19 protein-coding genes are annotated in these 23,245 nt (G+C 71.9%); 5 read left to right on the forward strand and 14 right to left on the reverse strand.

Annotated elements, in window-relative coordinates:
- Positions 1-96: 96 nt before the first annotated feature.
- From guaB to ACESM1_RS06715, 3 genes are all read right to left on the reverse strand, one after another.
- On the reverse strand, positions 97-1,602 hold the full coding sequence (guaB, locus tag ACESM1_RS06705) for an IMP dehydrogenase (protein WP_372618917.1): 1,506 nt from the start codon (positions 1,600-1,602) through the stop codon (positions 97-99).
- Between the two features lie 119 nt (positions 1,603-1,721).
- Complete coding sequence (locus ACESM1_RS06710) at positions 1,722-3,425, reverse strand: gamma-glutamyltransferase family protein (protein WP_372618918.1); 1,704 nt, start codon at positions 3,423-3,425, stop codon at positions 1,722-1,724.
- 13 nt (positions 3,426-3,438) lie between these two features.
- The gene (locus tag ACESM1_RS06715; RefSeq protein ID WP_372618919.1) at positions 3,439-4,425 is read right to left on the reverse strand and encodes a Bug family tripartite tricarboxylate transporter substrate binding protein; all 987 of its coding nucleotides are present in this window, start codon (positions 4,423-4,425) and stop codon (positions 3,439-3,441) included.
- Positions 4,426-4,619: 194 nt separating this feature from the next.
- On the opposite strand from ACESM1_RS06715, the gene ACESM1_RS06720 reads away from it, so the two are divergent.
- Entirely contained in the window at positions 4,620-5,975 is a 1,356-nt protein-coding gene (locus ACESM1_RS06720) for a hypothetical protein (protein WP_372618920.1), read from the forward strand.
- 60 nt (positions 5,976-6,035) lie between these two features.
- Here the strand turns inward: ACESM1_RS06720 and ACESM1_RS06725 are convergent, their stop codons facing one another.
- From ACESM1_RS06725 to bamA, 9 genes are all read right to left on the reverse strand, one after another.
- The gene (locus tag ACESM1_RS06725; protein WP_372618921.1) at positions 6,036-6,914 is read right to left on the reverse strand and encodes a DUF697 domain-containing protein; all 879 of its coding nucleotides are present in this window, start codon (positions 6,912-6,914) and stop codon (positions 6,036-6,038) included.
- Positions 6,915-6,982: 68 nt separating this feature from the next.
- Positions 6,983-8,389, reverse strand: a complete 1,407-nt coding sequence (locus ACESM1_RS06730) for a YcjX family protein (protein ID WP_372618922.1) — start codon at positions 8,387-8,389, stop codon at positions 6,983-6,985.
- A gap of 41 nt (positions 8,390-8,430) precedes the next feature.
- The gene (gene gloA, locus ACESM1_RS06735; protein ID WP_372618923.1) at positions 8,431-8,826 is read right to left on the reverse strand and encodes a lactoylglutathione lyase; all 396 of its coding nucleotides are present in this window, start codon (positions 8,824-8,826) and stop codon (positions 8,431-8,433) included.
- Complete coding sequence (locus tag ACESM1_RS06740; protein WP_372618924.1) at positions 8,823-9,728, reverse strand: LpxI family protein; 906 nt, start codon at positions 9,726-9,728, stop codon at positions 8,823-8,825. Before ACESM1_RS06740 ends, gloA begins: the two co-directional genes overlap by 4 nt.
- Positions 9,709-10,560, reverse strand: coding sequence for an acyl-ACP--UDP-N-acetylglucosamine O-acyltransferase (gene lpxA, locus ACESM1_RS06745; RefSeq protein WP_372618925.1), 852 nt, complete (start codon positions 10,558-10,560; stop codon positions 9,709-9,711). The genes ACESM1_RS06740 and lpxA overlap by 20 nt, the downstream gene beginning before the upstream one ends.
- 8 nt (positions 10,561-10,568) lie before the next feature.
- Positions 10,569-11,054 carry a 3-hydroxyacyl-ACP dehydratase FabZ gene (gene fabZ / locus ACESM1_RS06750; RefSeq protein WP_372618926.1) on the reverse strand — a complete coding sequence of 162 codons (486 nt, stop codon included), beginning with the start codon at positions 11,052-11,054 and terminating at the stop codon, positions 10,569-10,571.
- Between the two features lie 28 nt (positions 11,055-11,082).
- A complete protein-coding gene (gene lpxD / locus ACESM1_RS06755; RefSeq protein ID WP_372618927.1) occupies positions 11,083-12,111 on the reverse strand; it encodes a UDP-3-O-(3-hydroxymyristoyl)glucosamine N-acyltransferase in 1,029 nt (342 codons plus the stop codon).
- Between the two features lie 14 nt (positions 12,112-12,125).
- Entirely contained in the window at positions 12,126-12,875 is a 750-nt protein-coding gene (locus ACESM1_RS06760) for an OmpH family outer membrane protein (protein ID WP_372618928.1), read from the reverse strand.
- Between the two features lie 23 nt (positions 12,876-12,898).
- Entirely contained in the window at positions 12,899-15,229 is a 2,331-nt protein-coding gene (bamA, locus tag ACESM1_RS06765) for an outer membrane protein assembly factor BamA (RefSeq protein ID WP_372618929.1), read from the reverse strand.
- A gap of 304 nt (positions 15,230-15,533) precedes the next feature.
- On the opposite strand from bamA, the gene ACESM1_RS06770 reads away from it, so the two are divergent.
- A complete protein-coding gene (locus ACESM1_RS06770; RefSeq protein ID WP_372618930.1) occupies positions 15,534-16,754 on the forward strand; it encodes an MFS transporter in 1,221 nt (406 codons plus the stop codon).
- A gap of 25 nt (positions 16,755-16,779) precedes the next feature.
- Here ACESM1_RS06770 and ACESM1_RS06775 read toward each other — a convergent pair whose 3' ends face one another.
- Together ACESM1_RS06775 and ACESM1_RS06780 are read right to left on the reverse strand one after the other, a co-directional pair.
- Positions 16,780-18,402, reverse strand: coding sequence for an ABC-F family ATP-binding cassette domain-containing protein (locus ACESM1_RS06775; protein WP_372618931.1), 1,623 nt, complete (start codon positions 18,400-18,402; stop codon positions 16,780-16,782).
- 34 nt (positions 18,403-18,436) lie between these two features.
- The gene (locus ACESM1_RS06780; protein ID WP_372618932.1) at positions 18,437-19,996 is read right to left on the reverse strand and encodes a tetratricopeptide repeat protein; all 1,560 of its coding nucleotides are present in this window, start codon (positions 19,994-19,996) and stop codon (positions 18,437-18,439) included.
- A 126-nt stretch (positions 19,997-20,122) separates the two neighbouring features.
- On the opposite strand from ACESM1_RS06780, the gene ACESM1_RS06785 reads away from it, so the two are divergent.
- Genes ACESM1_RS06785 through soxX form a run of 3 tightly spaced genes read left to right on the forward strand, consistent with a single transcriptional unit; the run spans position 20,123 to position 23,243 of the window.
- Positions 20,123-20,584, forward strand: a complete 462-nt coding sequence (locus ACESM1_RS06785) for a (2Fe-2S)-binding protein (RefSeq protein WP_372618933.1) — start codon at positions 20,123-20,125, stop codon at positions 20,582-20,584.
- A gap of 14 nt (positions 20,585-20,598) precedes the next feature.
- The gene (locus ACESM1_RS06790; protein ID WP_372618934.1) at positions 20,599-22,782 is read left to right on the forward strand and encodes a xanthine dehydrogenase family protein molybdopterin-binding subunit; all 2,184 of its coding nucleotides are present in this window, start codon (positions 20,599-20,601) and stop codon (positions 22,780-22,782) included.
- A 20-nt stretch (positions 22,783-22,802) separates the two neighbouring features.
- Positions 22,803-23,243, forward strand: coding sequence for a sulfur oxidation c-type cytochrome SoxX (soxX, locus tag ACESM1_RS06795; protein WP_372618935.1), 441 nt, complete (start codon positions 22,803-22,805; stop codon positions 23,241-23,243).
- Positions 23,244-23,245: the final 2 nt, after the last annotated feature.

Raw genomic sequence — 23,245 nt, forward strand, 5'->3', positions numbered from 1 at the left:
AGTGTGCTCAGGGCCACTCCGGTCGGCTGTTCATGAGCCGGCGATTCACGCCCCGGCGCACCCGCCTTCGGCGTGCGCACCCCGGGCGATCGCGGCCTACCCCTCCATGCGGTAGTTCGGTGCTTCGCGCGTGACTGCCACGTCGTGCACATGGCTCTCGCGCAGGCCGGCATTGGTGATGCGACGGAAGCGGGCGCCGCGCTGCATGTCGGCGATGGTGGCGCTGCCGGTGTAGCCCATGGCGGCGCGCAGGCCGCCGACCATCTGGTGGATGACGCCGCTGACCGGCCCCTTGTAGCCGACCCTGCCCTCGACGCCCTCGGGCACCAGCTTGAGCTTGTCGGCGACCTCGGCCTGGAAGTAGCGGTCGGCCGAGCCGCGCGCCATGGCGCCGAGCGAGCCCATGCCGCGATAGGATTTGTACGACCGCCCCTGGTAGAGGAACACCTCGCCAGGTGCCTCGTCCGTGCCGGCGAAGACGCTGCCCATCATGACGCAATCGGCGCCGGCGGCGATCGCCTTGGCGACGTCGCCCGAGGACCGCACGCCGCCATCGGCGATGCAGGGCACGCCGCGCTCGCGGCAGGCGGCAGCACTTTCCATCACGGCGGTGAGCTGCGGCACGCCGACGCCGGCGACGATGCGCGTGGTGCAGATGGAACCCGGCCCGATGCCGACCTTCACCGAATCGGCGCCCGCCTCGATCAGCGCCAGCGCGCCTTCCGGCGTGGCGACGTTGCCGGCGACCACCTGCACGGAATTGGACAGCTTCTTGATCAGCTCGATCGCGCGCAGCACGCCGCCCGAATGGCCGTGCGCGGTGTCCACCACCACGACGTCCACCTCCGCCTCCACGAGCAGCGTGGCGCGACGCAGCCCGTCCTCGCCGACCCCGGTGGCCGCCGCCACGCGCAGCCGTCCCATCGCATCCTTCACCGCGTTGGGGTTGGCCTGCGCCTTGTCCATGTCCTTCACGGTGATCAGCCCGATGCAGCGATAGGCATCGTCCACCACCAGCAGCTTCTCGATGCGGTGCTTGTGCAGCAGCGCGCGCGCCTGGGCCGGCGTGACGTCGCCCTTCGCCGTGACCAGGTTTTCCCGCGTCATCAGCTCGTAGACGCGCAGGTTCGGGTCGGTGGCGAAGCGCACGTCGCGGTTGGTGACGATGCCGACCAGCCGCCCGCTGTCGCGCTCCACCACCGGGATGCCGCTGATGCGATGGCTTTCCTGCAGCGCCCGCACATCGGCCAGCGTCTGGTCGGGATGGATGGTGAGCGGGTTCACCACCATGCCGCTCTCGAACTTCTTGACCCGCCGCACCTGCGCCGCCTGGTCCTCGGGCGAGAGGTTCTTGTGCACCACGCCGATGCCGCCGGCCTGTGCCATGGCGATGGCCATCGGCGCTTCGGTCACCGTGTCCATTGCGGCGGCGACGAGGGGGATGTGCAGCGCGATGTCGCGCGTCAGCCGGGTGCGGGTGTCGGTGTCGGCCGGCAGCACGGTGGAGTAGGCGGGCACCAGCAGCACGTCGTCGAAGGCAAAGGCTTCTTCGAAACGTCCCCGCACGGGGGCGACGTCGGCGGGGCTGTCGGGGGGAGCCATGGCGGGAACCTCGTACGGGGCGCGACCTTGGCGGCCCGCCCTACACCCGATGCGCCTGCGCCGTCCAGCGCGACGGCGCGACACTGCCATGACGGGTGGGCGGGGGAGGCCCCGCCAGCCTAGATGGCGATGGCGTAGGCCGGCCTGCGGGGGTCGGCGGCGGCGCTGATCAGGCCGCTCGCCGGGTCGGTCCGCACCAGTTCCACGCAGCCGGCAACCTCGGTCCAGTCGGGCCAATCGGCGATCAGGTGGCCGCGCGCGGCGAGGTCCTGCCGGACCGCTTCCGGGATGCGTCCTTCCAGCGAAAGCCGGCCCGGGAAATAATCGTGCGGCGCGGAGGAGGCGGGGAAGGCATAGGTCGCGACCCGCGGCGCCTCCACCGCCTCCTGCGGCGACATGCCGAAATGCAGCAGGTTCAACAGCACCTGGAGCATCGCCTGCGGCTGCACGTCGTTGCCGGGCGTGCCGAAGGGCATGACGCCGCCATCGGCCAGCTCCATCAGCGCCGGCATCGGCGTCAGGCGCGGCCGCTTGCCCGGCGCGTAGCCGGCCGGATGCGCCGGATCCACCCGGTTCTGGGAGCCGCGGCCGGAGACCATCAGCCCCGTTCCCGGCACCAGCGGCCCGGTCCAGGAGCCGTCGGAGGGCGTAGCCGAAACCGCATTGCCCCAGCGGTCCACCACGCAGACATAGGAGGTGCCGGCCTCGACCGGCGGCTCCTTCTCGCGCGAGGGCGCATCGGGAAAGCCCGCGCCTGCGCCGATCAGCCGCGCCGGCATGCCGGGATGCGCACGTGCCGGATCGATCGCCGCGACCCGGCGGGCGAGATGCGCGGGAGAGAGCATCTCCGCCATCGGCACCTCGACGAAATCGGGGTCGCCGACATGGTATTCGCGATCCGCGAAGGCGCCCTTCAGGCATTCCACGATCAGATGGAGGTAGTCCGGCGAGTTGTGCGCCAACCCGTCGAGGCCGGCCTTCTCCAACAGCAGCAGCGCCTCGGCGAGCGTCGGTCCCTGGCACCAGGGACCGCAGGTAACCAGGCGATGGCCGCGCCACTCCACGCTCAGCGCCGGCAGCACCGGCGAGCGGTAGGCGGCCAGGTCATCCATGGTCAGGTAGCCGCCCTCGCGCGCCTGGAAGGCGGCGATCTCGCGAGCGATGTCGCCGCGGTAGAAGGCATCGTGCGCTGCCTGCAGCCCGGCCTCGCGCCCCCTGGAAGCGGCGGCGCGTTCCTGCTCGATCATATGGCGGAGCGACCTCGCCAGGTCGGACTGCACGAAGCGCTGCCCGACCGCCGGCGGCTTGCCACCCGGCAGGAAGATCGCCGCGTTGTAGTCCCAGCGGCGGTAGCCGGCTTCGTTCTTGGCGATGTTGCGTGCCAGCACGTCGTAGACGGCGAAGCCCTCCTCCGCGAAGCGCATGGCGAACTGCGCCACATCCCCGAAGCCCATCGTGCCGTGGCGGCGGAGCGCGGTGATCCAGGCGTCGGGCGCCGCGGGGACCACGCTGCGCAGCACGCCCGGCGGCATCCTCCCACCATGCCTCTCGCGGAACAGGTCGCGGGGGATCGAGCGCGGCCAGGGGCCGAGCCCGGCGATGGTCTCCACCGTGCCGTCGGCAAGCCGGATGATGATCGGCGCCACGCCGGCCACGCTGACGATGTCCGGATGCAATACGCCGAGCGCGATGCCCGCGGCGGCGGCGGCATCCACCGCATTGCCGCCGCCCTCCAGCACCGAGAAGCCGGCGGCCGCGGCCAGGTAGTGGCCGGCGGAGACGGCGTGGCGCGTGCCGCTGATGGTCGGGCGGGTGGTGGGCATCGCGACGGCGTCCCTATTCCATCCGCGCGCCGGAACGGCGGACGACCTCGCGCCAGCGGCCGATCTCGGAGGCCATGTAGTCGCGGAACTCGGCCGCGGTGGAGCTGCGCGGCCGCATCCCCACATTCGACATGGTCTGCTTGAAGGCGTCGCTCTGCGTCACCTGGCGGATGCTCTCGCTGATGCGCTGGACGATCTCGGGCGGAATGCCGACCGGCCCGGCGAAGCCCAGCCAGCCGGCTGCCTCGTAGGTGGGATAGCCGACCTCGGCGAAGGTCGGCGCGTCCGGCAGCAGCGGGTCGCGGGTCTGCCCGGTGGTGGCCAGCGCGCGCAGCCTGCCGTTGCGGATGGAGGCCATCAGCGCGTTGATCGTGTTGAAGGTCATGTCCACCTGGCCGGCGAGCGTGTCGGTGACCGCCGGCGGGCTGCCGCGATAGGGCACGTGGACGATCTCCACGCCGCTGACCTGCCGGAACAGCTCGCCCGCCATGTGGGTGGAGGTGCCGCTGCCCGCCGAGGCCCAGGTGAGCTGCCCCGGCCGCGCCTTCGCCGCCGCCACCACGTCGGCCACGCTGCGGAAGGGGGAATCGACCCGTACGGCGAGCGCGCAGTCGTTCGAAGCGGCGAGGCCGAGCGGCGTGAAGGAGGTCAGCGGATCATAGGGCACGTTGGGCAGCAGCGCCGGCGCGATGGCGAGCGAGGAGGAGTTGACCGACCCGATCGTGTAGCCGTCGGGTGTGGCCTTGGCGATCAGGTCGGTGCCGATCGTCCCGCCGGCGCCGAAGCGGTTCTCCACCACCACCGTGTGGCCCCAGAGGTCGGAGAGGCCCTGCGCCACCACCCGGCTGACCACGTCGAGCCCGGCGCCGGCCGCCACCGGCACGATCATCCGCACCGGCCGGTTCGGGTAGTCGGTCTGCGCCCGCGCGGCGCGGGGCAGAACCAGCAGCGCCGCCGCGGCGGCAAGAAGCTGACGCCGACCTGTCTGGACGAATGGCATCGCGGCTACTCCTGCGTCTCGATGGCTGGATCCAATGATGCCGCCCGAACCACCGCTGCGGTCAAGCCGGGGAAGCGCACCCACGATGCGGGCGCGGAAGGCTCGCAGGGTGGAATGACGCCTTCGTGGCGGAGAGAAGGGCGGGCCTGTGCGTTGCGAGGACGATCCGCAACAATTCGGAGTCGTCCCACGCCATGGCTTCCGGCCTGAATATCCGCTTTCCGAACGACCTGCCCCGCCTGGAAGACGATGCGCGCGACTGGCTGAACGAGCTGGACCGTGACGGCCGCACCGACTTCGGCGAGGCCGGCGGCAGCCTCGCCTCGCTGGAGGACCGGTTGCGGCCGAGCCTGGAGGAAGCGCGCAGCTGGTTCGATGACCGGCTTGGCGAAGGGGAAGCCGCCGCGGACAGCACCGTGTTCCGCACGGACGCCATTGAGGCCTTGCTGGAGCGCAGCGGTCTCGCCGGGCTTGGCGGCGAGCTCGACATCCGCAACCTCGATGATCTTGCGCGGCTCGCCGATCGCCTGCCGCCCGAACTGGCCGGGCCGGACGCCACCGGCGAGGTGCCGACCGGCAGCGCCGAGGTCCCGCGGGGGCTGGCCGCGCTCGGCGCCAGCCTCGCCGCCGCACCGCGCATCATCGAGGCGCTGGGCCCCACCGCGCAGACCCTGACCACGCGCGGCGAGACCTACACCGTGGTGGAGACCTACCGCGATCCCGCCTCCGGCTTTTCCGCGCTGCGGCTGCATCGCGACGGTGGCGCCGAGGTCTTCGCGGTGGACGGCCTGCAGGTTGGCTCGCGCGCCGACGAGGTGACGGCGGCGACGCTGGGGCGCCTGCAGCTGCGCTCCGAGGCCTTCGCCGAGATGGTGGCCGACGCCGCCGCGGTCGGACTGAACGGCGACGGGCCGGCGCTCATCGTCGGGCCGAGCCTCGGCGGCGCCATCGCCCAGGCGGCCGCCTATGAGACGGCGGAGGCGCTGCTGGCCGCGCCGCAGGGCTTCGACACCGGCGCGGTGCAGCTGGTCACCGTGGACCCGCTCGGCGGCCGCGACGCGACGGAATGGCTGAACGGCGGCACGCTCGATCCCGCGGCGCTGGAGCTGATCACGGCGCTGAACCTGCGGACGGAGGGCGACATCGTCTCGCGCATCGGCAGCCATATCGGCGCGACGCTGACCCTGCCCGCGTTCGACGAGGACGGCAACCGCGTGGAGCTCGCAGCCGGCGAGGCACATGCGAACGTGGTCTCGCTGCTGCAGGCGCTGGGCGACGACGCGCCCTTCGCGGCCGGCACGCGCGGGGCGCCGGAGGAGATCTCCGGCTTCGCCCGCGCCTCGGAGCTGGCCTCGGAGGCGCTGATCGCGGGCTGGGACGAGGCCGGCACGCCGGAGGCCCCGCCGCAGGCGCTGCAGGTCCCGGGCGAGGCGCGGCTCTCCGACGACCGGACGGTCTGGACGCTGGACGCGGACAGCGACGGGCTGGTGGACTTCACCGTGCAGCTCGCCGGGCCGCTCGATCCGGCGCGCGACGACGTGGTGTTGTAGGACTTCCGCCGATCCGGTTCAGACCTCGGGGCCCGGCGGCCCTGCGGTCATCGGATCGGGTCAGCGCGGCGGCAGGATGCGGCAGGCGCGTGAGGCGGCGCGGGAGAGCATCAGCATCCGCCGCGCCGCCACCGCGCCCTTGCCGGTTTCCCCGGCGATCTTCTCGAACAGCGGGTTGGTGACGAGCGCGCGCGTGGCGGCGTCGATCGCCACATCCGCCGCGGCCACCGCGCCCGCTTCGAACACCGCGCGGCGGAGCAGCGAGAGCGTGCCCGCGAGCCCCGGGCGCAGGCCATGAATGGCGGCGACCTCGCGCACGAGGCGGAAGCCGCGCCAGGCGAAGAACACCGCATCCAGCGCCGGCGATGGCACCACCGCCGTCGCCGCGAAGGCCTGCGCCGCGGCGCTGCGCCCAGCCGAGTTGGCGGCGCGGTCGAGCTCGGCCAGCGGCCCGGCTTCCAGCAGCCCGGTGAGCGAATCGAGATCGTTGGCGCCGCGCAGCGCCGGGATGGTCGGCGCCGCGGCGGGTGTGCGCGCCGCCCAGGCCAGCGTCGCGGTGCGCGCCTCGACATAGTCGCCGCGCGCGAAGGCCGCGCGCGCGCGGTCCACCACGGTGAGCGTCCAGAGGCCGCGCAATTCGCGCAGGAAGGCCCAGGCGATCAGTCCGTAGCCGGCGACCGCGACGGCCAGCGTCAACCAGCCGAGCCAGGCCGCACGCTCGAACTGGTCCGTGACGAAATTGGCGACGTCCAGCACGGAGAGCCCGAGCAGCAGCACCGCCACCCCGGCGGCGCCCAGCGACAGCGCCGACCAGCGCCGCGCCGGGCGCGGCGGCACGACGGGCGCGACCTCCTGCTCCCAGCCGAAGTCGAGCCGCGCTGCCGGCAGGCTGTCTTCCTCCGCCAGGATGCGTGGCCCACGGGGTGGATCCTGGGGCATCCGATTCAGACCTCCGGTGCTTGCGGCCTCCGGCTGCCGCGCCCTGCGGCCATCGGATGCCTCGCCACTCACAGCAGATCCCCGATCAACGCTGCCAAGAGGGCATCCAGCCCCAGATGGGGAATGCCGGAGGCGCCGTCACCATCCAAGCGCGGTGGCTGGAAGACCGGCATCTCGAAGAAGGGGTGGTCCCAGTAGCCGGGCTCCGGCCGGCGCATCGGCACCTCGCCGGGATAGACCCGCGCGACGCGCCCGGTATCCAGCCGCAGGCCGCGCACCGCGGCGACCGGCCGCCCTTCCAGCACCGCCACGTCGTCTTCCGTGCAGCGGATGGCGGCGATGGCGTGGACGGAGGTGGCGGCATCCAGCGGCCCGGCCGGATCGCGCCCCACCAGGTCGCCGAGCAGGCCGAGCAGCGCATCCCGCGTGCGCGAAGGCACGTGGTCCGCCTTGGTGGCGGCGAAGCCGACGCGGCGCACCCCTTGTCCCGTCAGCAGGTCGAACAGGCCGAGCCCCCCGCGCAGGCTGGCGGCGACCGCGGCCAGCGCCTCGGCGGTGTCGTCGAAGGCCTCCTCCCCCGCATGCAGCGCGCCGAGCGCATCCACCAGCACCGCCTGGCGGTGGAAGCGGCGGAAGAACGGGTCGAAGAAGGTGGCGCGCTGGTCGTCCAGATAGGCCTCGTGCCGGCGCGCCAGCAGCGCGGCGAGGTCGCCGGTCTCGGCATGCGGCAGCGGGAAGAACCACAGCAGCGGGGCCTCGCCGCGGGGGCCGGGGTTCAGCGCGCGGCCGGGCTGGAGGAAGCGAAAGCCGAGCTTGTCGCGGCAACTGCGCAGCGCATCGCGGTAGAGGGCAAAGCCCTGCCGCGCCAGGGCCTCCTCGGCCGGCGCGGTGGCGGGCAGCGCATCCACGAAGGCGAGGAAGGCGCCCGCCGCCTCCGCCCGCCGGCCGCGCCGCAGCCGCGCCAGGGTGGCGCGCGACCAGTCGCCATAGGATTGGTCGAGCATCGGCAGGTCCAGCAGCCACTCGCCGGGATAGTCCAGCAGTTCCAGCGTGACCTGCCGCGGGCCGGCGAACAGCGCCCGCGCCTGGCCGAGCATGGAGCGCGGGTCGAGCTCCAGCGCGATCTCCAGCGTCGAGAGATCCTCGGTGCGTTCCGGCCAGCGCGGCGGATCGGCGGCCAGCGCGCGCAGATGCGCCGAGGCATCGAAGCGTGGCGTGGCCTGCACCTCGGCGGGCACGATCCGCGCCGCCCGCAGCCGCCCGCCGGCCGCCGCTTCCAGCGCCGGAAGCGTGCGCGCGCCGCGCCCGGCGGCGAGCAGGTTGGCGACCAGAGAGGTCAGGAACACCGTCTTGCCGGCGCGCGAGAGGCCGGTGACGGCCAGCCGCACCCGCTCGCGCCCGATCAGCGCCCGTCCGAGGTCGCCGGCGCCGGCGAGCGCATCCTCGATCGGGGAGAGGAGGTTGAAGCTGGGCAAGGCGGGAGGGTGGGGGGAGACCCCTTGCCTCGGAGCTGCGCCTAGGCCCGCTCGATCAGCTCGATCTTGTAGCCGTCGGGATCCTCGACGAAGGCGATGACGGTGGTGCCGAACTTCACCGGCCCTGCTTCGCGCGTCACCTTGCCGCCGCCGGCGCGCACCGCCTCGCAGGCCGCCTTCACGTCCGGCACGCCGACCGCGAGGTGGCCGAACGCATTGCCGTGCTCGTATTTCTCCACGCCGTAATTGTAGGTCAGCTCGATCTCGCCGCCATTGTCCTTGTTGCCCTCGCCATAGCCGAGGAAGGCCAGCGTGTATTTCCCATCGGGCACGTCGCGCCGGCGCAGTTCCTTCATGCCGAGCAGCTTCGTGTAGAAGGCCACGCTGCGGTCGAGGTCGCCGACCCGGATCATCGTGTGCAGGAACTTGCCGCTCATCGCTCGCTCTCCTTCGGGGGTAGGAAATCCGCGGGGCGGATCGCGACGAGGAAGAGCCCCGCCGCATCGGCCGCCGCCACCGTCTCGTCGCGGTCCACCACCAGCGTGCCGGCCAGCCCGGATGGCCCGCCGCGCGCCTGGATGGCAATGCCGGCCAGCCCCGCCGCGGCCGCGCCGCGCGCCGTCTCCGGCCCGATCACCGGCAGGTCGGCGCGGACATCCTGCCGCGGCTTGACCAGCTTCACCAGCACGCCGCCACCGCCCTCACGCCGCAAGCCGGCGCAGCGCGCCAGCAGCGCATCGGTTCCCTCGATCGCCTCCAGCCCAAGCACCAGCCCCTGCTGCACGACACAGCACTGGCCCACATCGGCCGCACCCAGCGCGCGGGCCACCAGCACCCCGCGGGCGATGTCGGCGCGGTCGTCCTCGGTCGGCCCGCGGCGCGTCAGCACGCCCTCCGGCACCAGCAGCGCCTCCAGCACTTCCTGCGCGCCGAGCGGGCGGAAGCCCTCCTCGCGGACCAGGCGCAGCACGGCGGAAAGCAACCCGTCATCGCCACCGAAGATGGCGCGGCGGCCGAGCTTCGCCACCAGCCGCATTCCCTCCGCGTCGAAGCGGAAGGCGAGCAGCGAGGGGCGGGTGACCCGCCCGGCCAGCACCAGGTGGCGCACCCGCTGGCCGCGCAGCAGCGCGATCATCCGCCCGACCTGGCCGAGCGGCACCACCTCATGGCGATAGGCTGCGAAGTCCTGTGGCCGCGCGAATCCCTCGACCAGGATGCAGAAGAGGGGCCGCCCCGCCTTGGCCGCCGCATCGGCGATCCGCAGCGGCATCAGCCCGCTGCCGGCGACAAGACCAAGCGGCTCGGCCGCCTGCGCCATCTCAGCCGTCCAGCTCGTCATCCTCGCCGAGGCGGCCGAAGGGGCAGAGGCCGTGCCGGCCGCGGTCGCGGGCGAAGTCCAGGACCTCGGCGACATGCGGGTTGCCGGGATGCGCGGCGGCCACGGCCGCCACATGCTCCTCCGGCCGGCCGCCGCGGTAGAGGTCGTGCACCGCACGCGCCACCGTCATCACCTGCTCCTTGCTCAGGCCGAGCCGGCGCCGCATGGCGATGGTGTTCAGCCCGTGCAGCTTGGCGCGGTAGCCCTTGACGCGGCCGAAGGGCAGCACGTTGCGCTCCACGCCCGACATGCCGGCCACCAGCGCCATGCGGCCGATGCGCACGAATTGCTGCACCGCCGCGCCACCCTGGATGAAGGCGAAGTCGCCGATCTCGACATGGCCGGCGAGCATGATGTTGTTCACCAGGATCACGCCGTCGCCGATGCGGCAGTCATGGCCGATATGGACGACGCACATGATCAGGCAGTCGCTGCCCACCCGCGTCCAGCCGTCGCCGCCGACGCTGCCGCGGTGGATGGTCGCGTGCTCGCGCACCTGGGTGCGGGCGCCGATCGCCACGCCGGTCGGCTGGCCCTTGTATTTCAGGTCCTGCGGCGGCAGCCCGATAGTGGCAAAGGGGAAGACCTTCACGCCCGCGCCGAGCCGTACGCGGCCATCCAGCACGACGTGGGCGAGGAGTTCCACGCCCTCCTCCAGCACGCAATCGGGGCCGACCACGCAGCCTGGCCCGATGCGGCAGCCGGCGGCGATGCTGGCCCCGGGTGCCACGAAGGCGGCCGGGGAGACGATCGCGTCGGGGGAGATTCCGGCGCGCAATGCGGCTTGGTCCAAGGGCTGCTCTACTTGTCCAGGATCATCGCGGCGTAGGTCGCTTCGGCCACCACCTTGCCGTCCACCTTCGCCTCCGCGGCGAACTTCCAGATGTTGCCGCGCTGCTTCTCCTTGCGGACATGCACGCGCATCTGGTCGCCAGGCACCACCGGCTTGCGGAACTTGGCGCCGTCGACCGTCATGAAATAGACCAGCTTGCCCTGCGCCGAGGGGCCGAGCGTCTCGACCACCAGCACCGCCGCGGTCTGCGCCATGCTCTCGATGATCAGCACGCCGGGGAAGACGGGGTGCGCCGGGAAATGGCCCTGGAAGAAGTTCTCGTTGATCGAGACGTTCTTGATGCCGACGGCGGAGACATCGGGGACGAGGTCCACGACGCGGTCCACCAGCAGGAAGGGGAAGCGGTGCGGGATCGCCTGCATGATGCGGGCGATGTCATAGGCATTGGCGCTGCCCGTCTGCGTCGCCTCGGCGCTGCCAGGGTTGGCGTCCATGATCCTCCCTTCCGTCCCCGGTCGCGTATCAGCCACGGCCCGGCTTCTGGCCGAGCCGGCGCAGCGCCGCCATGGCGCGCAGGGTGTCCTTGGCGGGCCAGGCCGGGCTGCCGACCACGTCGGTGCCGGCCGGCACGTCGTTCATGACGCCCGCCTGCGCCCCGACGCGGACGCGGTCGCCGATGCTGGCATGCCCGGTCAGGCCCGACTGGCCGCCCATCTGCACCCCATTGCCCAGCGTCGCGGAGCCCGCGATGCCCACTTGCGCCACGATCACGCAACCGCGGCCGGTACGCACGTTGTGGCCGATCTGCACCAGGTTGTCGAGGCGCGTGCCGGCGCCGAGCACGGTATCGCCCTGGCTGCCGCGATCGACGCAGGAATTGGCGCCGACCTCCACGAAATCCTCGAGGATGACCCGGCCGAGCTGCGGCACCGTCTCGAACCGGCCCTCGGGCGTCACGGCGAAGCCGAAGCCTTCCTGGCCGATGCGGGCGCCGGGATGCACCACCACGAAGCGCGCGGCGATGCAGTGGCTGAGCGAGGCATGCGCGCCGATCCGGCAGCCCTCGCCGAGCACCACGCCCTCTCCCACCACCGCATGCGGGCCGATGACACAGCCAGGGCCGATCTCGGCACCGGCACCGATCACCGCCAGCGGCCCGACCTCGCAGCCCTCGCCGAGGCGGGCGCCGGGATCCACCACGGCACTGGGGTGGATGCCCGGGCGCGGCGGTGGTGCGGGGTGCAGCCGGGCGGCGATGCGGGCGAAACCGAGATAGGGCTGCCCGGTAACGATCGCCGCCACGCCTGCCGGCAGGCGCTCGGCGAAATCGGCGGCCAGCACCACGGCGGCGGCCCGCGTGGCGGCAAGCTGCCCGGCATAGCGCCGGTTGTCGAGGAAGGAGATCTCCGCCCCCCCGGCCGCGTCGAGCGGGCCGACACCGGCGATGCGCGTGGCGGGGTCGCCGCCGCGCAACTCCCCGCCTGCAATGGCGGCGGCCTCGGCCAGCGTCAGCGGCGAGCCGGCGGGATGGAAGCGCGGATCCGCAGCCACCGGGCGCGGCCGCCTCAGTTCCGGCGCGGTGCGGGCTGGGCAGGTGCCTGACGGGCGGGCGACGCACCCTGGCCCGCGGGCGCCTGCTGCGTGGCGGCTGCCGGTGGCGCCTCGCCCTCCGCCGGCAGGGTGACGCTGCGCAGCACGCGGTTCATCTGCGCCGAGACCTCCGCGGTAATGTCGAACCCGGCCTCGTTGTAGATGATCAGCGGCCGCGGCAGCACCAGGTTGACGCCGCGGCTGGCGGCCACCTGGCGGATGACGGCGCCGAGCGCCTGCTCGATCTGCTGCAGGCCCTGCTGGGCGGCGGCGTCGATCGCGCGGTTGCGGTCGCGGAAGATGCGCTGGGCGTCGGTGATGCGCTCCTGCAGGTCGCGCTCACGGGCGCGCAACTGCTCGGGCGGCAGGGTCGCGCGCGCGCCTGCCAGCGACTGCTGTTCCTCGCGCCAGCGGGCCTGCTCGGCCTGGAGATCCTCGTTCAGCTTGGCGCGGCGACGCTCGATCTCCTGGCGCACCTGGCTGAAGGCGGCGGAGAGGCGCTGCACCTCCGGGATGTCCACGATGCCGATCACCGGTGCCGGCGGGCGCTGGCCCGCCTGCTGCTGCGCCTGCTGCGGACGTTGCGCCGGCCGTGCCGGCTGGCCCTGTGGCCGCTGCTGGCCCGGGACGAACCATTCCTGGCCCTGCTGCTGCGCGATGGCCGGCAGCGGAGCCAGCGGCGCGGCAAGGAGGAGAAGGCCCGGCAGGGAGTGGCGCAGACGCATCGCGGTGGTGTTCCCGAACAAGGTCAGAAGCGTGTCCCGAAGCCGAAGCGGAGGACCTGGGTCTCGTCGTAGGGTTCCTTCACCAAGGCCTGCGCGAGATCGATGTTGATCAGCCCGACCGGCGTCCGCCAGGAGATGCCGACGCCTGCGCCAACGCGGGGCGAGGCATCGTCCTGCACGCCCGGCCCGGTCAGCGGCGTGCCGGATAGCGAGCCGATATCCACGAAGGCGCGGCCGAGCAGGCCGATCTCCTGCGGCAGCGGTAGCGGGAAGCGGAACTCGGTGGTCTGTGTCCAGATGGTGCGCCCACCCAGCGGGTCGTTGGTGGCGCTGGCGGTGTCGCGCGGGCCGGCGCCGGCCAGGGCGAAGCCGCGCAGGTTGTCGCCACCGAGGAAGAAGCGGTCGATGATCCGTTCGTCGCGCCCGCCCCAGGGGTTGAGCCAGCCCACCCCGGCCTGCAGCACCAGCACGTAGTCGCGGTCGCCGAAGATGCGCTCCAGCGGGATGTAGCCGGCGACGTCGGCACGCAGGCGCAGATAGGCCACGTCGCCGCCGAGGCCCGCCACATCCGAGCCGAGCCGCAGGATGTAGCCCTGGCGCGGCTCGATCCGGCTGTCCCGGACGTCATAGGCGATGGTCTGGCCGAGCTGCGAGAGCAGCGTCTCGCCGGACTGCTCGCGGATGAAGCGGCTGGCCGTCGGCTCCACGTCGAAGACGTTTCGCTGGACCAGGCTGTAGGACCAGGACTGCCGCACCCGCTCGTTGAATTCGTAGCCGGCGCGCAGCACCGTGCCGTAGCGGCGCTCGCGATAGGAGGCGACGTTGATCAGGTCGCGCTGCAGGTAGAACAGGTCGAAGCCGGCCGAGAGGTTGCGGTCGAGGAAGGCCGGATCGGTTACCGAGAAGTCGATCTGGCTGCGCCGCTGCGCCAGCAGCGTCTGCAGCCTGGCGTCGATGCCGCTGCCGAGGAAGTTGCGCTCGCGGATCCCGAAATCGGCCAGCAGGCCCGCATCGGTCGAGAAGCCGCCGCCGAGCGAGACCTCGCCGGTCGGACGCTCGGTGATGCTGGTGTTGAGGATCACCCGGTCGGGACGCGAGCCGGGCACCACCTGCACGTCCACATTGCCGAAATAGCCGAGGTCGCGGATGCGCTGGCGCGAGCGGCGGACCTGCGCCGGGTTCAGCGGATCGCCTTCCGCCAGGCGGAACTCGCGCCGGATCACGCGATCGGCCGTGCGGGTGTTGCCGGTGATGTCGATGCGCTCGACATAGAGGCGGTTGCCTTCCGTCACCTCGAAGGTGACGTCCACGGTCTCCGCCTCGCGGTTGCGGGTGACGCGCGGGCGAACCTCCACGAAGGGCACACCGGCCAGCCCGACGCTGTCGGAGAGCGCCTCCACGGCGCGCTCCACCGCATCGCCGTCGTAGCGGTCGCCTTCCGAGAAGGGGACCTCCCGCCGCAGCGCCTCGGTGTCCACGCCGCGCAGGGTGGAGGTGATCTCCACATTGCCGATGCTGTAGCGCGGGCCCTCGTTGACGGTGAAGGTGACGAAGAAGCTGCTCTGGTCGGGGGCGAGCTCGGCGGTGGCGCCGGTCACCTGCACATCGGCAAAACCCTGGCGCAGGTAGAAGCGGCGCAGCAACTCGCGGTCGAAGGCCAGCCGCTCCGGGTCGTAGACGTCGGCGCTGGAGAGGAGATTGTACCAAGCCTGTTCGCGCGTGGCGATCACGTCGCGCAGGCGCGAATCGGAGAAGGCGGTGTTGCCGACGAAGTTGACCCGGCTGACCAATGCGGCCGGACCTTCGGCGATCTCGAACACCACGTCCACGCGGTTCTGGTCGAGCTCGATGACCTTCGGCTCCACCGTGGCGGCAAAGCGGCCGCGGCGGGCATAGAGATCAAGGATCCGCTGGCGGTCCGCCTGCGCCTGCTGCGGCGTGAACACCGCACGGGGGCGCAGCGTGACCTCGGCGGCGAGCACCTCGTCGCTGGCCTTGCTGTTGCCCTCGAAAGCCACGCGGTTGACGATCGGGTTCTCCTGGACCGCCACCCGAAGCACGTCGCCCTGGCGGGCGATCCGCACGTCGCGGAACAGTCCGGTGGCGAACAGGGTCCGCAGGCTGCGGTCCAGCCGGTCCGCGTTGAACGGGTCCCCGGGCTGGAGGAGCATGTAGGAGCGGATCGTATCCGCCTCGATCCGCTGGTTCCCGGTGACCTCGATCGCCCGCACCACCCCGGACTGAGCCGGCGCGGCGGCGGGCGCGCGTGGACGCTGCTGCGCCTCCGCCGGGAGGGTCAGGACGATCGGGACGAGCGCGCTCGCGGCGAGCAGCAGGAGCCGGGTGGCAGCCAAGGCGGACTTCCCTGGGGCGTGATGAGCGTTCATCTCCTAGCGGAAGCGACCCCGCCTCGCCACCCCGCCCCGGCTTCAAGCCGCGTTTCAGCGCGCTTCAGCCGCATCGGAGGGCTGCGACTCGGCGCCTCGCGGCCGGTGTCCGGTCCGCGACTCCGCGAACCGGGACCAGCCATGCGCCATCCGCGGCACCCGGCCGCCGCGCCGCCATCGCGCATCCGGCCGAAGCCGCTATCCTGTAATGCTGCCGCGGGCGGCGGGCGTCATGGGGGCACGCCCCGGCCGCGGCCGCCGAAAGGAAAGCATGCGCATCGGCCCGGCATCCGACCCGCGATGGAACACGCTGCTGCTCGCGCTCGGCGCGATGTCGCTGCAGCAGACCTTCGCCGCGCTCGGGCGGAACTTCCCCTATGTCATCGCGCCGGCGATCCTGGACGACCTGCGGCTCGATGCCGCCTGGGTCGGGGTCTATGTTGCGATCGCGGCCTTCGGTTCGTTGCTGTTCCAGCTGGGCTGCGGCAGCTTCATCGTGCGCTACGGCGCACTGCGCACCAGCCAGGCCGCGCTGGCGATGGTGGCGATTGGCCTGGCCGCGGCGGCCGGCGGCCCGCTGGTGCTCTTCGCCCTCTCGGCGCTGATCGGCGGCGGCGGCGCGGCGGTGTCCACGCCGGCAAGCTCGCACCTGCTCGGCCGCTATTCGCCGCCGCGCTACCTGCCGCTGATCTTCTCGATCAAGCAGACAGCGGTGCCGGCCGGCCTGCTGCTCGCCGGCGTGCTGGCGCCGCAGCTGACCGAATGGCTCGGCTGGCGCGGGGCGGTGCTGGCGACGGCGGCCGCCTGCCTCGGTTTCGCGGTCGCGCTGCAGCCGATGCGCCGGGAATTCGACTCCGACCGGGTGCCGAGCCGGAGCTTCCGCTTCTCCGATTTCCACCGCACCCTCGCCGCCGTGACGGCCACGCGCGAGCTGCGGCACCTGTCTTTCGCCTGCGCCGCCTTCAACGGCTTGCAGACCGTCTTCATCGCCTACTTCGTCACCTACCTGACGACGCTGGGCTACGGCCTGGCGGCGGCCGGGCTGCTGTTCTCGGCGGCCACGCTAATCGCCGTGCCGGGGCGCATCCTGTGGGGCTGGCTCGGCAGCGTCCGTTCGACGCCGCGGCAACTGCTCGGATGGCTCGCGCTGGGGATGGCCGCGAGTTCCACCCTGCTTGGCCTCTCCGGCGGGGACTGGCCGATCGCGATCACCGCCATCGCCGCGGTCGGGCTGAGCCTGACGGCGCTGTCCTGGCACGGCGTGCTGCTGGCCGAGGCGGCGCGGCTGGCGCCCGAAGGCATGCGCGGCAGCGCGACCGGCGGCGTGCTCTCCTTCGGCCAGGTGGGCGCGCTGGCCCTTCCGCTGGTCTATGGCGCGGTGCTCGGGCTGACCGGCAGCTATGGCATGGGCTTCGTGCTGTGCGGCCTGCCGGCGGTGGCGGTGGGCGTGACGCTGCTGCGCCGCGGCAAGCCGCCGGCCCCGTCCGTCTGAACCCGCTGTCCGGGCCTATGCGGCCTCAGCTCCGCAGCCCGGGCGCCTCCTGCCCGGTGCGCGCAACGTAGTCCGTGTAGCCGCCGTCGTACTGGTGAAGTCCCTCGGGCGTCAGCTCCAGCACGCGGTTGGACAGCGCCGCGAGGAAATGGCGGTCATGCGAGACGAACAGCATCGTTCCCTCGTATTGCGACAGGGCCGCGATCAGCATCTCCTTCGTCGCCATGTCCAGGTGGTTCGTGGGCTCGTCCAGCACCAGGAAGTTCGGCGGGTCGTAGAGCATCTTTGCCATCACCAGCCGCGCCTTCTCGCCGCCCGACAGCACGCGGCAGCTCTTCTCCACATCGTCGCCGGGGAAGCCGAAGCAGCCCGCCAGCGCGCGCAGCGAGCCCTGCCCCGCGCGGGGGAACGCATCCTCCAGCGCCTGGAACACGCTGCGCTCGCCGTCGAGCAGCTCCATCGCGTGCTGCGCGAAGTAGCCGAGCTTCACCCCGCCGCCGAGCGTCACCGTGCCCGCATCCGGCTGCGTGGAGCCGGTGACCAGCTTCAGCAGGGTGGACTTGCCCGCGCCGTTGATCCCCATCACGCAGCAGCGCTCCCGCCGGCGCACCAGCAGGTCGAGCCCGTCATAGATCACCTTGCTGCCGTAGCGCTTGTGCACGCCGCGCAGCTTCGCCACGTCCTCGCCCGAGCGCGGCGCGGGCAGGAACTCGAAGCTGACGGACTGCCGCCGCCGCGGCGGCTCCACGCGGTCGATCTTCTCGAGCTTCTTCACCCGGCTCTGCACCTGCGCCGCGTGGGAGGCGCGCGCCTTGAAGCGCTCGATGAAGTTGATCTCCTTGGCGAGCATCGCCTGCTGGCGCTCGAACTGCGCCTGCTGCTGCTTCTCGGCCAGCGCGCGCTGCTGTTCGTAGAATTCGTAGTCGCCCGAATAGGTAGTCAGCGCGCCGCCATCGATCTCGATCACCTTGCGCACGATGCGGTTCATGAAGGCGCGGTCGTGCGAGGTCATCAGCAGCGCGCCGTCGTAGCCGGTCAGGAAGCTCTCCAGCCAGATCAGGCTTTCCAGGTCGAGGTGGTTGCTCGGCTCGTCCAGCAGCATCACGTCCGGGCGCATCAGCAGGATGCGGGCCAGCGCCACGCGCATCTTCCAGCCGCCCGACAGTGCGCCGACATCGCCGTCCATCATCTCCTGCTCGAAGCCGAGGCCGGCCAGCACCTCGCGGGCGCTGCTCTCCAGCGCATAGCCGCCGAGGGCCTCGAAGCGCGCCTGCACCTCACCGAAGCGCTCGATGATGGCGTCGAGCTCGTCCGCCTGGTCGGGGTCCGCCATGGCGGCCTCCAGCGCCCGCAGCTCGGCCGCCACGGCGCTGACATCGCCGGCGCCGTCCATCACCTCGGCCACCGCGCTGCGGCCGGACATCTCGCCGACATCCTGGCTGAAGAAGCCGATGCTGACGCCGCGATCCACCAGCACCTGGCCCTCGTCGGGCGGTTCCTGCCCGGTGATCATGCGGAACAGCGTCGTCTTGCCGGCCCCGTTCGGACCGACCAGGCCGATCTTCTCGCCCCTCTGGAGCGCGGCGGAGGCCTCGATGAACAGGATCTGTCGGCCGTTCTGCTTGCCGATGTTGTGTAGGCGGATCATGCGTCTGGGGAGCTTGGGACTGTTGCGGCCGCGCTTATGGCACGCGACGCGCCGGCGACCGAGTGGGGGCGGCCTCGAGATAGATCGCCTCCAGCTCGCGGCAGAGTCGCGCAGGGTCGGCGGCGGGGCTGGCGGCAAGCAGCTGCCGCTGGCGGGCGCGGCGCTCGGCCAGAGCCTCCGGCGCGGCGGCGAGACGAACGGCGAGCGCCACGAGCGCCGCCTCGTCACTGGCCACGAACTCGCCGAAACCGGCCGCCATGAGGATGGAGCGGCTGGTCCGGCCGGCCCAGCGGTCGCCGATGGTGGTCAGCACCGGCACGCCCTGCCATAGCGCCTCCACCGTCGTGGTGCCGCCGTTGTACGGGAAGGTGTCGAGCGCGATGTCGATCTCGTCGTAGGTGCGCAGGAACTCGTCATGCGCCGCGCTGCCGAGCAGCGTGAGCCGGTCGGCGCCGATCCCGAGCGGGGCGAAGCGCGCGCGAAGCGCATCGCGGTTCGATGCGTGGTCGAGCGCGCGGTTGCGCAGCAGCAGGCGCGAACCCGGGCAGGCGCGCAGCACCGCCGACCAGGTGGCAAGCGTGCCGGGCGTCAGCTTGTAGGGCGAGTTGAGGCTGCCGAACGTGACATGCCGGTTCCGCAGGCAGGGCGGCGGCGCGACCGGCGGGGTCGGGTAGAACATGTCGAAGGCGAGATAGCTGTGGCTCACGCGGCGGACCGGTTCGGTGCAGAAGCGCTCCTCGCCGGGCGGGATGGCCCAGCGGTCGCCGATGAGCGCATCGAGATGCGGGAAGCCGGTGGTGCCATACATGCCGTTCCAGGCAATCTGCACCGGCGCCGCACGATGCAGCAGCAGCGGCAGCCGCGACGGGTGGCTGTAGCCGTTCAGGTCGACCAGGATGTCGATCCCGGCCTCCCGGATGTGGCCGGCGAGTGCGGCGTTGGAGACGCCGGTGACCTCCCAGATGCGATCCTCGGCGTGGTCGCGGTAGCCGGCCTCGCCGCTCGGCAGGGCGCCGTCCACGATCAGGTTGAGCTCGAAGCGGTCCCGGTCATGGGCGTTCAGCACGCCCATGTACATCTTCATCCAGTTCCGCTGCCCGAAGAAGGCGCCGTAATAGGCCAGTCGGACCTTGCCCTGCCGCGGCGGGGGCGCCGGTGGCCGGGCGGGAATGGCGGCGGCCTCGGCCTCCGCCCAGCGGCGGCGGATCGCCAGGATCGAGGCGTTGTCGAGCTCGGGATCGCCCGGCGCCATGATGGCGTGGTTGCGCAGCGCCGCCGTGCGGACCTCGGCGTCACCTTCGCGGATCGCCCGGTCGTTCTCGCGCATGGCCTCGGAGACCTCGCCGAGGGCGAACAAGGCGCGCGCCAGGTTCACCCGCAGCCAGGCATGTTCGGGCGCGAGCGAGAGCGCATGGCGGACCGCCGCGATCGCCTCGCCGTAATCGAACAGCGCCGCCGCCGCCTGGCCCAGGCCGGCCCAGGCCTCGAACCGCCCGGGGTCGCGCGCCAGGGCGGCGCGGAAGGCGGCGCCGGCCGCTTCGGGTTGCCCGGCATCGAGCAGGCGGCGCGCCTCGGCGAGGCTGGTTTCGGCCATGCGGTGATCCCTGTTCGGTGAGGGCGAAAAAGCGCAGGTGACAACCACCTTGCCGTGCATGTAATCCAACGCCCATGATCACCCGCCGATACGACGCGGAGCGGGACGGGCAGGAGACCGAAGGCTATGGTGAAGCTCAACGTCAACGGGAAGGTGGTGGAGGTTGATGCCACCCCGGACACGCCGCTGCTCTGGGCGCTGCGCGACCATGCCGGGCTGACGGGCACGAAATACGGCTGCGGCATCGCCGCCTGCGGCGCCTGCACGGTCCATATCGACGGGCAGGCCATCCGCTCCTGCATCACGCCGCTCTCGGCGCTCGACGACTCGCAGAAGATCGTGACGATCGAGGGCCTGTCGCCGGACGGCAACCACCCGGTCCAGGTCGCCTGGCGCGAGATGGACGTGCCGCAATGCGGCTTCTGCCAGTCCGGCATGATCATGGCCGCGGCCGCGCTGCTGGCGCAGACGCCGCGCCCGACCGACGAGGACATCAACGCGGCGATGACCAACATCTGCCGCTGCGGCACCTACAATCGCGTCCGCGCGGGCATCCACCAGGCCGCCCGCGGCGGCATCACCGGCTGAAGGAGGCGCGCATCATGGCTCCGCTCGACAATGTTGCGTCGTCCCGCCGCGGCCTGCTGAAGGGCGCCGCCGCCGGCGCCGTGCTGTTCGGCTTCCATCTGCCGCCGAAGGAGGCGCTCGGCCAGGCCGCGCCCAATGGACAGGTGCCGGAAGTCAATGCCTGGGTGGTGATCCACCCGGATGACCGCGTGGTGCTGCGCATGGCCCGCTCGGAGATGGGACAGGGCACGCGCACGGGCCTCGCGCAGATGATCGCCGAGGAGCTGCATTGCGACTGGTCGAAGGTCGGCACCGAATACGTCACCCCCGGCGAGAGCCTGCGCCGCAACCGGGTTTGGGGCGCGTTCCTGACCGCCGGCAGCCAGGGCATCCGGCAGAGCCAGGATTATGTCCGGAAGGGCGGCGCCGCCGCGCGCATCATGCTGATCCAGGCCGCCGCCAACCGCTGGGGCGTGCCGGCGGCGGAGTGCAGCGCGAAGGACAGCGTCGTCACGCACGGGCCATCCGGCCGCACGCTGCGCTACGGCGAGGTCGCGGCCGAGGCCGCGCGCCTGACGCCGCCGGTGGAGGTGCCGCTGAAGGACCCGCGCGAGTGGACGGTGATCGGCACCTCCAGGCCGCGGCTCGATACGGCGGACAAGACCACCGGCAAGCTGGTCTACGGCTCCGACCTGCGCATGCCGGGGATGCTGGTGGCGGTGCCGCGGCGCTGCCCGGTGTTCGGCGGCAAGGTGCGCTCCATCGATCGTGCCTCGGCCGCCGCGATGCCGGGCGTGCGGCATGTGCTGCAGGTCGGCGACGGCGCGGTGGCGGTGGTGGCCGACACCTTCTGGCAGGCCAAGACCGCGCTCGACGCGCTGAAGGTCGAGTGGGACGTGGGCGAGAACGGCAATGTCTCCTCGGCCACCATCGATGCGCGGCTGACCGAGGGGCTGGATGCGGCAGAAGCCTTCGTCGGCAACCAGAACGGCGATGCGCGCGCGGCGATCGCCGGCGCGGCGCGGAAGATCGAGGCGGTCTATTCCTACCCCTTCCTCAATCACGCCCCGATGGAGCCGATGAACGCGACGGTGGTCTGGACGCCGACGCGCTGCGACGTCTGGTGCCCGACGCAGAATGGCGAGGCCGCTCTGGCCGCCGCCGCGCAGGCCGCCGGCCTGCCGCAGACGGCGTGCGACATCCATCGCGTGGACCTCGGCGGCGGCTTCGGCCGGCGCACCACGCATGACTGGCTGATCGACGCCGTCATGATCGCGAAGCAGGTGCCGGGCGTGCCCATCAAGACGATGTGGACGCGCGAGGAGGACATGGTGCAGGGGCGCTACCACCCCGTCACCAAGGCCAAGCTCACCGCCGGCATCGACGCCAACGGCGAGATCACCGGCCTGCACATGCGCATCTCCGGCCAGTCCATCCTGGCCTATGTCTTCCCGAATGCGCTGCAGGCCGGACGCGATCCGGTGGTGTTCCAGGGGCTCAACCCGACCGGCAACGACAGCCGCATCGGCTACACCTTCCCGAACCTGCTGATCGACCATGCGATGCGCAACACGCATGTGCCGCCGCATTTCTGGCGCGGCGTGAACCACAACCAGAACGCCGTGTACCTCGAATGCTTCCTGGACGAGATCGCGCATGCGACGAACCAGGATCCGCTGGCGCTGCGCCGCAAGCTGATGGCGAACCACCCGAAGCACCTGGCGGTGCTGAACGCCGTGGCCGAGCGCATCGGCTGGGGCACCCCGCCGCCGGCCGGCGTGCATCGCGGCATCGCGCAGCAGATGGGCTTCGGCAGCTATGTCGCCGCCGCGGCCGAGGTTTCGGTGAACGACCGGGGCGAGTTGCGGATGCACCGCATCGTGGCGGCGACGGATTGCGGCCACGCCGTCAACCCGCGGCAGATCGAGATGCAGGTGGAGGGATCCTTCGTCTATGGCCTCTCCGCCCTGCTCTATGGCGAGTGCACGGTGAAGGACGGCGCGATCGAGCAGACCAACTTCGACACCTACAACGTGCTGCGCATGGACGAGATGCCGAAGGTGGAAACCATTGTCATGCCCTCCGGTGACTTCTGGGGCGGCGTGGGCGAGCCGACCATCATGGTCGCGGCGCCTGCGGTGCTGAACGCGATCTTCGCGGCGACGGGCAAGCGCATCCGCTCGGTGCCGCTGAAGAACCAGGATCTGCGTCGCGCCTAGACGCGCAGGGCCTTGGGCACTTGAGAGCGGGGCGTCTCGTCGCGCTGATCCTGCTCGCCGCCGCGCCGCCGGCGATGGGGAGGGTTGCCCCTTTCGTGGTGACGGGCGACGCCATCCCGGCGCCGCTCGACGGCATGGCGGGCGATGCGGCGCGCGGCGCGGCGGTGGTGAGGAACCGGGAGACGGCGAATTGCCTGATCTGCCATTCCATCCCCGATCCGCGCGAGCGCTTCATGGGCGATATCGGCCCGCCGCTTGCCGGCGTCGGCGCGCGGCTCACCCGCGGGCAGATCCGGCTGCGGCTGGTGGACCCGACGCTGGTCAACCCTGCCGCTGTGATGCCCGCCTATCACCGTGTGGCGGGGCTGGTGCGGGTGGATGAACGCTATCGCGGCCAGCCGGTGCTGACCGCGCAGGAGATCGAGGACGTGGTGGCGTATCTCGCCACGCTGAGGGACTGAGA

Origin of the sequence: Falsiroseomonas sp. (assembly GCF_041690465.1) — a bacterium.
Taxonomy (GTDB): domain Bacteria; phylum Pseudomonadota; class Alphaproteobacteria; order Acetobacterales; family Acetobacteraceae; genus Falsiroseomonas.